General features: G+C 48.4%; 13 protein-coding genes and 1 pseudogene. 2 read left to right on the top strand and 12 right to left on the bottom strand.

All coding sequences use genetic code 11. The features are described 5' to 3' along the window. Positions 1–15: 15 nt before the first annotated feature. Complete coding sequence (locus H9625_RS11005; protein WP_022039698.1) at positions 16–588, bottom strand: flavodoxin; 573 nt, start codon at positions 586–588, stop codon at positions 16–18. Positions 589–859: 271 nt separating this feature from the next. On the opposite strand from H9625_RS11005, the gene H9625_RS11010 reads away from it, so the two are divergent. Further along, positions 860–1,507, top strand: a complete 648-nt coding sequence (locus H9625_RS11010) for a CatA-like O-acetyltransferase (protein WP_022039699.1) — start codon at positions 860–862, stop codon at positions 1,505–1,507. Between the two features lie 565 nt (positions 1,508–2,072). Here H9625_RS11010 and H9625_RS11015 read toward each other — a convergent pair. The 9 genes and pseudogenes from H9625_RS11015 to H9625_RS11055 form a co-directional block, all read right to left on the bottom strand. Continuing rightward, complete coding sequence (locus H9625_RS11015; protein WP_191764333.1) at positions 2,073–3,248, bottom strand: aldo/keto reductase; 1,176 nt, start codon at positions 3,246–3,248, stop codon at positions 2,073–2,075. Positions 3,249–3,450: 202 nt separating this feature from the next. Next, entirely contained in the window at positions 3,451–4,608 is a 1,158-nt protein-coding gene (locus H9625_RS11020; RefSeq protein ID WP_394354937.1) for a carboxymuconolactone decarboxylase family protein, read from the bottom strand. An 11-nt stretch (positions 4,609–4,619) separates the two neighbouring features. Then, the gene (locus H9625_RS11025) at positions 4,620–5,153 is read right to left on the bottom strand and encodes a flavodoxin family protein (RefSeq protein WP_191764337.1); all 534 of its coding nucleotides are present in this window, start codon (positions 5,151–5,153) and stop codon (positions 4,620–4,622) included. A 149-nt stretch (positions 5,154–5,302) separates the two neighbouring features. Continuing rightward, positions 5,303–5,827: pseudogene (locus H9625_RS11030) on the bottom strand (flavin reductase family protein); the annotation flags it as partial. 27 nt (positions 5,828–5,854) lie between these two features. Beyond that, positions 5,855–6,862: an aldo/keto reductase gene (locus tag H9625_RS11035; protein ID WP_191764342.1), complete on the bottom strand. Its 1,008-nt coding sequence runs from the start codon at positions 6,860–6,862 to the stop codon at positions 5,855–5,857. Positions 6,863–6,867: 5 nt separating this feature from the next. Then, on the bottom strand, positions 6,868–7,335 hold the full coding sequence (locus H9625_RS11040; RefSeq protein ID WP_204472023.1) for a cyclophilin-like fold protein: 468 nt from the start codon (positions 7,333–7,335) through the stop codon (positions 6,868–6,870). A 96-nt stretch (positions 7,336–7,431) separates the two neighbouring features. After that, positions 7,432–8,613 (bottom strand): iron-containing alcohol dehydrogenase, encoded by a 1,182-nt coding sequence (locus tag H9625_RS11045; protein ID WP_191764344.1) that lies wholly within the window; start codon positions 8,611–8,613, stop codon positions 7,432–7,434. Positions 8,614–8,709: 96 nt separating this feature from the next. Next, positions 8,710–9,999 (bottom strand): aldo/keto reductase, encoded by a 1,290-nt coding sequence (locus tag H9625_RS11050; RefSeq protein ID WP_191764346.1) that lies wholly within the window; start codon positions 9,997–9,999, stop codon positions 8,710–8,712. A gap of 38 nt (positions 10,000–10,037) precedes the next feature. Next, on the bottom strand, positions 10,038–11,051 hold the full coding sequence (locus H9625_RS11055) for a DUF6282 family protein (protein ID WP_225226409.1): 1,014 nt from the start codon (positions 11,049–11,051) through the stop codon (positions 10,038–10,040). Between the two features lie 159 nt (positions 11,052–11,210). Here H9625_RS11055 and H9625_RS11060 point away from each other — a divergent pair, with 159 nt between their 5' ends. Continuing rightward, positions 11,211–12,119 carry a helix-turn-helix domain-containing protein gene (locus H9625_RS11060; protein WP_191764350.1) on the top strand — a complete coding sequence of 303 codons (909 nt, stop codon included), beginning with the start codon at positions 11,211–11,213 and terminating at the stop codon, positions 12,117–12,119. A 422-nt stretch (positions 12,120–12,541) separates the two neighbouring features. Here H9625_RS11060 and H9625_RS11065 read toward each other — a convergent pair whose 3' ends face one another. Continuing rightward, entirely contained in the window at positions 12,542–12,853 is a 312-nt protein-coding gene (locus H9625_RS11065) for a type II toxin-antitoxin system RelE family toxin (RefSeq protein WP_191764351.1), read from the bottom strand. Next, positions 12,840–13,112 carry a hypothetical protein gene (locus H9625_RS11070; protein ID WP_013619293.1) on the bottom strand — a complete coding sequence of 91 codons (273 nt, stop codon included), beginning with the start codon at positions 13,110–13,112 and terminating at the stop codon, positions 12,840–12,842. The genes H9625_RS11065 and H9625_RS11070 overlap by 14 nt, the downstream gene beginning before the upstream one ends. Positions 13,113–13,368 lie beyond the last annotated feature (256 nt).

Consider the following 13,368-nt stretch of genomic DNA (forward strand, 5'->3'; position numbering starts at 1 on the left):
CGTTATTGCCGGTCTTTATTGATTGTTAAGGTTGGTTATCCAATTTTGTATGGCATCGTTGCTCATTCCGTTCAGTAACTTTCCTTCTTTCCAGTTCAGGCTTGGATAGGATTTTTTCAATTCGGAAACACTGTTACTGATACTGCTTCCACCGGAAGTGGCGAACGGAATAAGGGTTTTGCCTTTCAGGTCATGACTTTCAATGAATGTGTTGATGATTCTTGGAGCAAGGTTCCACCAGATAGGATAGCCGATAAAAACGACATCATATCCGGCAATGTCCGTTTTCGTTGCTTTAAGTGTCGGACGGGATTGGGCATCGTCCATCTCTACTGAACTGCGTGACTGGCGGTCGTTCCAGTCGAGGTCAGCCTCAGTATAAGGGCTCTGAGGTGCAATTTCGAACAGTTCTCCTCCGGTAATGTCTGCAATGTTACGAGCGACTTGGGCAGTGGTTCCGGTTGCTGAAAAATAAGCGACCAACGTCTTGGATGACGTGTTGCTTACATTAGGTTTGTCTTTCTTTTGGGCGCAGGCGGTAAAGCAGATGGCAAGTACTGCCGCGATGGATAATAAAATCTTGTTCATAACGTAATGTTTTTATTTCAAATGATTATTATCTGTTGAGCCATTGTTAATCTCTTTCAGCCACTCTGTTAGCATAGTATGGCAATTGTCAGTCTGTGACGAACGTATCCACAGGCTGGGTGTCATTGTTTTCTACAAAGATAGTGCGAATGTGTAACATCGTTTTTGCCCTTCGGCTCAAAGTGTTTTGTTGTGAGGGTCAAAGCAGGGAAATCACTGTTTTTCCTTGCTCTGCTTTCCGATTTTTGCTATCTTCGTAAACAAAAATAATATGAGCGCATCATTTCATATCATAGACAAATCTACGTGGGAACGAACTATTTACTTTGATTACTACTATTCCCAAATCAAATGTAAATACAACCTCAATGCCAACATTGACATTACCCACCTTGTAAGCGAACAGAAAAGAAGAGGAATCAGGTTCTTTCCTACGATGCTTTATGTCATTATGAAAGCTGTCAATCAGAACAAAGAATTTCGTATGAGTTTTAACGTAAATGGAGAGTTGGGGTATTGGGAAGAGGTTGTTCCATGTTACACCTTGTTTCACCCGGAAACCAGGACATTTACAGATATCTGGAGCGAATATTATGATGATTTCGATACGTTCTACCACACCGTTGTGGAAGATATGGAAAAATACCGCAATGTGACAGGAGTCATTAAAGCACGTCCTGAACAACCAGCTAATTTTTGTCCCATCTCATGCCTGCCGTGGCTGAGTTTTACAGCCTTTGCACAAGATACTTATACGGAAAGTGCGTTTCTTTTTCCGCTCATTAAATTCGGGAAATATTTCGAGGCGAATGGACGTGTGGAGATACCGATTTCTGTCTTCGTCAGTCATGCTGTAGCCGATGGGTATCATACGTGCAAGCTTATTAATGATATGCAGGACATCGCACGGCAATTCTAATCAGATTTATACTTTAAGCGGCATTAAAATGTGCATTTTCTTGTTTTGAATTTCTCCAAAAAGTTATTCTCGTCTTGATGTATCCGTTTTCGTGTGTGCTTTGGGCGATTGGGGGATCCTTCTGTTCTTCGTCAGAAAACTCACTATTTTCCTCATAATAGAGACGCAAAATTTTGCGGTTGAAAAATCATCCCCAATCATCACACGATAAATTCAAAGCAGTTTCTTACTGACTGCCGCCCTTCCAGATAATATCATTGCAAGACGCAGCCGGTTGCGGAAGTCTGCGGATATAGGTGCGTCGGCAAACGCATATAGGCTCATCCGCTGTAAGATTATTAATCTTCAGGCTGCAAGATTATTAATCTTACAAGCGGAAGATTATTAATCTTACACCAGACGAAGGAGGACACAGGGGCACACAGAGTCTTTTAAATTTTTCCTTTGTGGTACTCTGTGGTGAATAGTTATGTTTCATTAAAATACACCAATCCATTCCGCCGCATGGTATAAGAAGTTCTGAAGATCCCCTGCAAGCGGAACGGCAGGCAAGGGATTTTTAATTTCAGAATCCCACTTGTTTCTGTTGTTCGGCATTGTAGCGGTCGCCCGTTACGGGAATGGCGGCTACGGCATCCTCCAGCTGTTTCCACTCTTCGGCAGAGAGGGTGAAGTCCAGTGTGCGCAGGTTTTCTTCGAGGTGCGAGAGCTTCGTGGTGCCGGGAATGGGTACTATCCACGGTTCTTTCTGCAAAAGCCAGCCAAGGGCAAGCTGGGCGGCGGTCATGCCCCGTTCGCGTCCGAAGCGTTGCAGCACATTCACGATGCGATAATTGGTACGCATGGCTTCCGGTGTAAAGCGGGGCAGCGTGGTGCGGTTGTCGTTGTGCGGGTCGAACTCGGTATATTCATTTAAGTCGCCGCCGAGGAAGCCCCGGTTCATCGGACTGTAAGGCACGAAACCGATACCCAGTTCACGGCATACATCCAACACACCGTTCTTCTCTACCTCACGGTGCATCAGGTGATATTCGCTCTGGATGGCGGTCAGCGGACAGACAGCGTGCGCCTTGCGGATAGTCTCTGCGCTGACCTCGCACATGCCCCAATGCAAGACCTTGCCTTCCTTTATCAAATCGGCGATAGTCCCCGCCACGTCCTCCACCGGCGTGTTGCGGTCGAAGCGGTGTTGGTAGAACATCGGAATGACATCGGTGCGCAGGCGTTTCAACGATTCCTCGCAATAGCGGCGGATGGTGGCGGGGCGGCTGTCCTGTCGTCCGGTGGCTTTCCCGTCGATAACTTCATGACCGAACTTGGTCGTTACGTTCACTTTACCTCGAAACTCTCCCAATGCTTCGCCTGCCAGTTCTTCATTGTTCAACGGACCGTAGATGATGGCGGTGTCAAACAGCGTCACGCCACGGTCCATCGCCTCGTGCAGCAGGCGGATGCACTGCTTTTTGTCGGGATGATAACTGCGGTTGTAGGTCATGCCCATCACGCCGAATCCCAATGCCGACACCTCGAAAGCCGCCTTGCCTGTACCGAGCGTACGGTGGGCGGTAATCGTTGCGGCTTTGGCATCTCCGGCAGATGCAGTTTTGCTTCCGGTAACCGCACGAGTGGCAGCCTGTACTTTGTCCAATGCCGGGGAGACAGCCAGAGCTGCACCCACAGCAGCCGCCGTCTTCAGAAAACCGCGACGGCTGAAACCTTCTTTCTTGTTCAAGTCTTCCATATTGCCTTTTAAATGAAAAATGCGAATCAGGAGTTAAACGTAGTTATGTTTCACAGGAGTTATCACTTCGTTCAGGAGTTACAGGCCAATAGTCTTACTTCTGAAACCGGCGCAAAAAGGTATTGGCATCTAACTTCCAGCCCGCCCTGCGGGCGATAACTACCTATAACTCCCTTTTAACTCCTGATTGGCATGAAAAAAATTACTTTATTTTCAGTCCCGGAATCAGCGGTGTCGTATCCACCAGTTCCAAATCCTTTACCATATCCAGCGTACCCTGTTTGTACTTCTGGAAATGGAGAGTCTTCAAATGGCTTTCGTAAGCGGCACGGTCGGCATAGATTTCGAGGATGGTAATCTTGTGGGGCGCATCCTTTTCGGCTGTGGCATAAAGAGTGAGCACGCCCGGCTCCAGCCGCATGGAGGCTTCTATTTCCTCTTTCAGATAGGCGTTGTATTCATCCAACCGTTCCGGGTCTACTGTTATTTTCGAAAGGCGTACCAGGTTATCCGTAGCCGGTGCAGCCGGTTTGGCAGTTTCCTGCTTGATGATGCGCAGTGCCTTGATGGCTGCCGGGAAACCAATGTAGGGAAGACATTGGATGACCGCTGCGGTCACTTCTTCGGGCGTATTGCCTGCCTGGATGTTTCCGTGGAAGTGCGACTGCAACTGGCTTTCCGTCTCCAGTGTCGTCAGGATGCAGTAGCCGAGCAGTTCTTTGGTTTTCAAGTCAAGTCCGTTACGGGTGTATATTTCGCCAAAGAAATAGTCGGTCAGGAAGCGTGCTACCTCTTCACCCATTCCGCCGGACACGCCTTCCATCACGGCAGAGATTCCTCCGTGGTAGAGTTTGTCCTGAATGGCTGCGCCCTGCTCATGACGGTTCGCTTCGGTGACGGTGGTCTGATTCTCCAAGGGAAGGCTGATGTCGCGCTCCTTGAATACTTCGTTCACCGTTCCGACGGCATTGAGCATCTTGGGGAAACCGATGAACGGTGCTGTCAGATACATCGCTTCCCGTAATTCCACAGGGGTGACGCCCACGTTCAGGGCGGCTCCCGCATGGACTTTCAGTTGCGGAAGCGTCTGCATCGTGGCAAGGGTGACACAAGTAATCATTTCGCGCTGTTTCAAGCTCAAGTTTCCCGTAGTAAACACTTCGCCGAAGATAAATTTCTGAAGGATGTCCATCATCTCCGGGTCTGTGCCCTGTCCGGTCAGGGCTTCACCGCCGAAAAGGGTACGGTAATTTTCCTTGCACGTTTCTATTCTGTTCATTGTTTCGTCGTTCTGTGCCTTTGCCGGCATGAGTCCTGCCAGCAATAAGGCGAATATAATTACAGATTGTTTCATATTCATCATGTTACTGTCTATAGACTTTTTCCTAACTGATATGCCTGTTCGGGATAGCGGGTGTTGCGAATGGAACCTGCCGTCCATACCCCGGAAGCGACCACCTCGCCTACGCTTTCCCAACCGAGATAATCCATTAGAGTGTGGTAATGCAGCAGCATCGGTTCCGCTTCCTTCTTCGCCGTATCGGCATAGGTCATCAGGTAAGCAGCCTTCTTGTAATGGCCTTTAATTTGCCCGTTGATGGCATAGAATCGGTCGATTACCCGTTTCATCTGTGCTGAAATGCCAAAATAATACATCGGTGTGGCGAACACTACCATGTCTGCCGCGATGAGATGCGGACGCAGTTCATTAAAATCATCCTTTATCACACACGGACCGTCCATGCCGCAACGGTTGCAGGCACGGCAAGGTTCCACTTGTTTGAAGGCGCAATCGAAACGGTATATCTCATGTCCTTTTTCCTGTGCGCCTTTGATGAACTGTTCCGCCAGATAAGCCGAATTTCCATTCCGGCGGGGACTACCGGTCAATACTACTATTTTCATTCTACTACTATTTTTAGTGTTCAAATTTTCTACGGCTTTCATGATGCCGCCTCCCAAGATCATACTCCCTGTAGCTGCGAGCAGGGATTTACGGAGAAAATCCCGGCGCTTTATCAGTTCTCAGGATTAAATGTTTTTCCAAATGTCGTACATTTAGCGATTTCGTCTCCCGTCCGCAAATAGGTATAGTTGGGCATTTCGAAGAGGACGGGCTTCACTTTGCTGTAGTCCGGCTTCCCTTTGTCATTGAGAATACTTTCTTCGGCATAGGTGTTCGTGATTTTGCAGATGAAGTTATCGAACGTATCCGTTCCGTAATTATCTACCACCTCACATTCCATCACCAACGGACTTTCATCAATGACAGGAGTTCCGGCTTCACCCGGATGCCAGGCAAAAACTTCCGATTTGTCCGTTTTTGCTCCGCTGACGCAACCGACATAGTCAGCACGTTGCAGCATGGCTTCGTCTACCATATTGACGGACACCTTGCCTGTGGTTTTCACACTTTGGTTGGTGTAATGCGCCTTGTGCATACTCAGCAGGATGCGGTCGTGCCCGATGATGCCCACATGGGCAACGAGCAGCCAGTTTACCTTTCCGTTTACTTCCGTACCCACCACTACTGCAGGGGTGGGATACAATGCCAGTGTCTGGCCGATGTTCTTTTTCATATTCTCTTCCGTTTGAAAATTGTATGACTATTTGCCGGTCAACGCCTCCTGGTCTTCGGGATATCGTGCTCCGATGATTTCGATGCTGTCCAGATGACGGCGGATATCGGCAAGCTCTTCCGTGGTAAAGCGAATGTCCGCTCCGCCGATATTCTCCTTGATGCGTTCAATACGTTTCGTGCCGGGAATAGGGACAATCCACGGTTGCTGTGCCAGGAGCCAGCCGATGGCAATACGTGCCGGAGAGGTTTCTTTCCGATGGGCAAGTTCTTTCACATACTCTACCAACGCTACATTGTGTTGCAGGTTCTCCGGCTGGAAACGGGGAATGGAGGAACGGAAATCCGTCTTGTCGAACGTGGTGTTGCGGTCGAAGCGTCCGGTCAGCATGGCTTTCCCCAGCGGACTGAACGGCACGAAGCCGATGCCCAGTTCCTCCAAGGTAGGGAGCAGTTCCTTTTCCACCTGACGGTACCACAGGGAATACTCGCTCTGCACCGCCGTAAGCGGACAGACGGCATGGGCACGGCGCACCGTGGCAGGAGCGGCTTCGGACAAGCCCCAATATAATACCTTGCCCTCTTTGATGAGCGAGGCAACCGTATCTGCCACTTCTTCTATCGGCGTATCTGGGTCTACCCGGTGCTGGTAGTAGAGGTCAATATGGTCGGTACGCAGGCGGCGGAGCGAACCTTCCACCGCCCGGCGGATGGTGTCAGGCTTGCTTGACAGGCTTACGGGGCGTGCCGATGTATTGAGGTCGGGCATATCCACCAGGTTATAGCCGAACTTCGTGGCGATGACTACTTTGTCGCGGACCGGTTCCAAAGCTTCGCCCACTAACTCTTCGTTCTTGAACGCACTATACACCTCTGCCGTATCAAAGAATGTAACTCCCAACTCTACCGCCTCGCGCAGCGTGGCGATGGCTTCTTTCCGGTCGGGATAAGGAGGATAACTCTGCGTAAATCCCATGCAGCCCAGTCCTACTTCCGAAACTTCCAGTCCTTGTTTTCCTAATGTTCTTGTTTTCATCGTTATTATTTGCCTAATGAGAGCGTTACCGTTACATCACCGTTTCCCAATGCTGATTTCAATTGTGCGCCATTGGTATTATCTATCTTGCCTATGCGGGTGAAGTTCCACGAATTGGTCGAATAATAAATTACCAGGTATTTCCCCTGGTAAAGGATGATGTCACCGGGACCGGTCGATGTCTGTCGGTCATTGCGCGGAAGGCTGGTACCCAGCGGTCCCACTTTTTCCATGTTGCCGTAGTCTTCCATTTTCACGGTGACGTCTCCTTTTGATAGCAATTCTATCAAAGCATCTGCGGACGAATTATCCGCTAAAGTGGCGGTAAATGTCTTACCGTCCTTGATGGTCAGTCTGATTGTGTTATTTCCCATATTTGCTTTCATTTGATTGTCTGAAACTCTTTGTTGTGCCTGAACTGCTGTCATAAAGACCGAGAGCAGCAACAGGAGGACGAGATGCAGTCTATTCATCGTTTTTTCCTTTTTCTAAAATTACTTACCATGTAGTCGACAGCGCCAATCCTGGCGGAGAAGTGCTTTCCCCGCTGTTCCCAATGGGAGTCGTTCTTATTTGTAGGATTCCCGATAGACGTTCACGATATCTTCGTCCGACATCTGGACACGGTCGCTGGTGAACATCACGCCCATTACCTCACGGGTGTTACGCATCAGCGTCTCGAACTCGTCGGGAGTAATGCCGTAGTCGGACATCTTCAGGTCGGCAACGCCGCACGCCTCTTGCAGACGGGTGAGGGCGGTCAGGAAGTCTTTGGGTTTCGTGGCTTCCGGCATACCCATTGCCTGTGCCATGCGGATGAAGCGATCGTCGCAGGCATGGTGCTCGATGAAATATTTATAATAGGCACGGCTCACCATAATCAGACCGGCACCGTGGGGCAGGTTGGGATGATAAGCGGAAAGGGCATGTTCCAGGGCGTGCTCGCTGGTGATAAGCGTCAGGCACATCACGCCGCCGGACAACGTATTGCCGAAAGCCACACGGGTACGGGCTTCGAGGTCGTTGCCGTCCTTGATGGCACGAGGCAGGTATTCGGCAATGTTGCGGATGGCTTCGAGGGCATACATGTCGCTCATCAGATTGGCACCTTTCGCAATGTATCCTTCCGTGCTATGGAACAGGGCATCGAAGCCTTGATAGGCAGTGAATGTTGCCGGTACACTTTTCATCAGTTCCGCATCAACGATAGAGAGGACGGGAAACAGGGATGCATCACCCACGAAAGCTTTCTCAAACGTGTCTTCCTTCGTAATAACACCGGAGTTGTCCGTTTCCGACCCTGTACCTGCCGTGGTGGTAATAGCAACGATAGGCAACGGCTTTACGGCAATAGGCTGTCCTTTTCCTGAACCAATGGGCACGTAATCCCACAGTTCGCCTTCATTCGTAGCCATGACTGCAATAGCCTTTGCGCAATCCATGACACTGCCTCCACCCAACGCAATGAGAAAATCACACCCATTGTCACGCGCAGCCTTTGCACCGGCATTGACGTTGCCTACGGTAGGATTGGAAGCTACACCGTCGAAGATGCAGGTCTCCACACCGGCTTTGTGCAACTGCTCTTCCGTGCGAGCCAGATAGCCATTGGCGCGGGTGGATTTACCATTAGAGATGATAATGAGGGCACGCCGTCCCGGCATGGGTTGTTCACTCAGTTTGTTCAGCATCCCTGCACCGAACATTACACGGGTAGGGATATACATGTCGTAGTTGTTGTTCGTTTTCATTTTGTAGGTTATATTTAATGATTCTGATGCAAAGGTAGCAGACTGCCGGTGGAAAGGAGATAACATATTTACTGACGGTTGTAACCGATTTACGGATTATTTTCCCATTGTTTCCTTTACTTTTGCCAACAGATTGGGAATATCCAGATGCTGCGGGCACTTTGCCAGGCATTCTCCGCATCCGATGCACGATGAAGCCGGATCGCCGCGCTGGACGGGAGACATGGATACAGTGTAATCCATCATTGCCCGCTCCTTGTTGCGGTGCAGCAGGTAGTTGTTGTAGACATAGGCGAAGATGTAACCGATGGCAACATTCTGCGGGCAGGGAATACACTGGTAACATCCGGTACAGTCAATGTGTCCCGGTGCATGGCGGTAAGCGTAGATGGCTGCTCCCAATGCCTCGCGTTCGGCAGGTGTGAGCATATTCGGTTTTGCCTTGGCTGCATAGCTCAGGTTTTCTTCCACATCTTCCATGGAGCCCATACCGCTGACGGCTACGCTTACTTCGGGAATGTCCCACAGGTAATCCAGTGCCCACTCCGCATCGGGTTTTCGGATACCGGTAGAGGCAAGCGCATCGCGCATCACTTGTGGCAGGTTGGCAAGGAAGCCGGTGCGGACAGGCTTCATTACCGCCAGCCCCATACCGTTGGCAGCAGCATATTGCGGACCGAGCACACCTGCCTCGTATTCATAATCAAGGTAATTGTGCTGAATGAGGCAGAAATCCCATGCCGGTGTATATTCGACTACCCGTTTGAACAGTTGCAGGCTGTCGTGGAAAGAGAATCCCATAAAGCGTATTTTCCCTTGCGCCTTCAGATTCTCCATTTTCTCGATAAGCCGATACGGCAGCACGTAGTCTTTCCATGCCCGGTGCATAATCATGTGGATGTGGTAGAAATCAATCACATTCGTATCAATCGCACGCCGGGACTGGTCGAAGAACTTTTCGAAATCGTCCGCACGCTGCATCTCCCACCACGGCATTTTGGAAGTGACATAAACCCGGTCGCGCCAGCCTCCGGCAAGTGCCTTGCCGACTGCCTGCTCGCTTTCGCCTCCCATATAGACACGTCCGGTATCAATGTAGTTCACTCCGCCTTCGATGGCACGGTGTACCATCGGGGTGGTCTGGTCGAAATCCACATGCCCGTTCTTCATTGGCAGGCGCAACATGCCAAAACCTAATGCCGATACATTTACCCCTGTTCTGCCCATCGGGCGGTATTGCATCTGTGGGTTGTAATTCAGGATGTCTTTTGCTTTCTGCTCCTGCTCCACACGTCTGTTTGCTTCTTGCGCAATGGCTTTCGGTCCCATTGCGGCACCGACAGCCGCGGCGAATAATCCGCTTTTGATGAAATCTCTTCTATCCATAATTTTTAAATGAAGAATGAAGAACTAAAAATGAAGAATTAATGCTGAGTCAATCCAATGAGCCACGCCGGGTTATGACGTACCAGTAAGTCAATGTCGCTTTGAGGGATGCCTTCTGCCAGCAGTTTCAGGATGCAATCCCTCATACCCTCAATGGGGTGTGGCATCACCGCCTGTCCTAAGTCGGTGGAAATGAAACTCCGTGACGGGGCAATGCGAACAAAACCGGCAAACTCCCCGATGCTTTGCCGGGAATATTGCGGCATCTTTGTGCCTTCTCCCCACAGGCAGGGCAGGTAGCAATATTCGATGTATGCGCCAAGGTCGATGCACTGCTTAATCTGGTCGGCAGTCATTTTCCAGAAATGAGAATTGGCATGAGTGACGACAAATTTGTCCACACCTATTTCCTTTGCCTTACGGGCGAGCGTGATGCTTTCTTTGGGCGAAGCGTGTCCGGTAGCAAAGATGATGCCGGCTTCCGCGCAGATTTCCATTACGCGGACGACTTCGGGCAATACCTGTCCGTTATCATCCAACACGGGAATGCCTTTCTCTTTCTTGCCTTCACATTGGTAATGATAGGCTGCGTCAAGTGTCGGCATCCAGATGCACCGGCACAGTCCTCCACTTGTTTCTACGGCTTTCTGTGCGGCAAACGGATTTACCTTGTCCCCATGCACACGGTTCATGCAGAAACTGCCGAAACATTCCGCTTCCGGCAGTGCCTGCCGGATGATATATGCCCTGTCGTGACAACTGAAATCATTGGACTTGAACATCACGGCACGATATCCGGCACGCATGGCATCCTGCATGAAACCATATTCATCTACCGAGCGTTCCCGCGAATCGGGGCGGCAGTGCAGGTGGATGTCGCATACTCCTTTTACTAATCCGTCATCTGTAAACATTGCGTTTTCATTCTTGTTTTTCTCCGAAAGAAAATCCATGGCACGGGCAGGTATCGCTGCCTGTGCGAACAATACTCCTCCAGTCAGCACGGAACTCTTGATAAAGTCCCTGCGATTTATTTTTCCATTATCATTCATCGCTTTTCTTTTTTTGCAAAAATAGCCGGTATCCAACTTAAAGGACATAACCTATTTACGGAGATTTGTAACTCATTTACAGATTACGGTTCAACGCCGATACAAGTTACGGTAGAAACTTTTATTTTTGCGATACAAGAATGTAATGATGATACGAATATGAAAACAGATTTGATAAAAATGGATACGGTAGAAGAGTACAACAAACTGTTCGGACTGGAAACACTTCACCCGTTGGTGAATGTCATCGACCTTTCGGAAGCCACCCGATTCCCTACACGTTTCACTATCAATTACGGCATCTATGCCCTGTTCTTGAAAGAAACCAAATGTGGCGATATCCGTTATGGAAGGCAGGTTTATGATTATCGGGAAGGCACGATTACCAGTTTTGCACCGGGGCAGGTGTCGGAAACGGAAATGCTGGAAGGCATGAAGCCCACGGCACGCGGCATTGTGTTTCATCCCGATCTGATTAAAGGCACATCGCTCGGACAGGAAATCAAGTCTTATTCTTTCTTTTCTTATAATTCCACTGAAGCCCTGCACCTTTCGGACGAAGAGAAAAGCATCATCCTCGATTGTCTGGCTAAAATAAAAATGGAACTGACGCATCCGATAGACAAGTTGAGCAAACGGCTGATTGCAAGAAATATCCAGTTGCTGCTTGACTATTGTATGCGTTTTTATAACCGGCAATTCGTCACCCGCGAGAAATCAAACAAGGATGTGCTGACCCGTTTCGAGGCCTTGCTCGACGATTATTTTCAAAGCGGCAAGTCGCGTACAAACGGACTGCCGACCGTACGGTATTTTGCCGATAAGGTATTTCTTTCTCCCAACTACTTTGGAGACCTTATTAAGAAAGAAACGGGAAAAAATCCGCAGGAATACATCCAGGGTAAAATCATAGATACTGCCAAAGACATGCTCGCCGATACGGAGAAGACCGTAAACCAGATTGCCGATGAATTGGGCTTTCAATATTCCCAACATTTCAACCGGGTATTTAAGAAAGTGTCAGGATATACACCCAGCGAATACAGGAAACAGGTGGCTGCAGGGTGAATTGCGGTCGAACGCTTTGAGCTGCTCTATATTTTCGGGAGAAGCTGCTGCGTTGAAACGAATCTGTCCTTTTTTATCGAAAATGACATAACGTGGTATAAACAAGGTTTTACGTTTGTCTCCGAATGTTTTATATATCTCATCATGAAACTGTATGCGTACATGTTCTCCCATCAAATCATAGGCATTTATACTTTGAATGGTGTGAAATTGTGTATTTAAATGGCAGTTTCAAAGAAAATAATGAAAAATATGCCGGGTTGAGCCTGAATTTCAGAAGATGGTCAGGAATCAATTCGAGGGCTGGAAAATCAGGAGTAGCCATAGCAGCTTTCGTCTTTATGGTTGAAACTGCATGGAATAGTGAGGAGCCGAGTCAGAGCGAGGAATTCTGATGACGGCTTTTCTTTTTTCTTTTTATTTTATTCATCTATACGGCGCAGTTTTTCCTGATTCTTCTTATCATAGGCTTCTCCTCTTGGCAACAGATACTCGAACATCACCACATCATTTTCAATATGGACATGGAAGGTGAAGAACGCCCGGTAACTGCCGATGCGTATGCGATAAACGAAATCATAGCCGACCAGCTTCTTGCAATCAGTTATTTCATCAATACATCGGGCTTCCATGACTCCCTGTATGGCATTCCTGACAGAATCAAGTACTTTGCCGGATAATTTTCTGACTGCCTTAACAAATGCCTTTGAATACTCTACCTCATTTCCTTTCAATACCCAGCCAGTTTTCAAAATCCTGTTTTTCTTTTTCCCCGACCCTTACATGCCCGTCAGGTTCATTTTTTGAAAGCCACCGGTATGCATCATTGTCATCCATACCGGCTAGCATATCCTCTACGTCTTTCGCAAGAAGTCCCTCAATGTATCTTTTTAAATTGGTGCCTTGCATGGCTGCTTTTACAGACAGATACCGGAAAATATCTTCTGGTATGTCTATTATTTTTCTTCTAGTAGCTTTAACCGTAGTATCCATAATATTCGTTTCGTTTTTCGCAAAGGTATATAAAGTATATGATATATACAACTTTTTGGTGGTGAGATTGTGATTCTAAACATTTCAAAACAACGCCACAAATCCCTCTTTCCGAACAAAAAAATAGGAACTAAGTTTTTACGCTTAATTCCTATAACTTGTTAATCTCTAAAAGATTATCAGCGGAGAGACAGGCTCTCGAACCTATACATTCAAGAAATATCATAAAATTGCAAATTACTGATAATCACACACA

This window comes from Phocaeicola intestinalis (assembly GCF_014837065.1).
GTDB classification, from domain to species: domain Bacteria; phylum Bacteroidota; class Bacteroidia; order Bacteroidales; family Bacteroidaceae; genus Phocaeicola; species Phocaeicola intestinalis.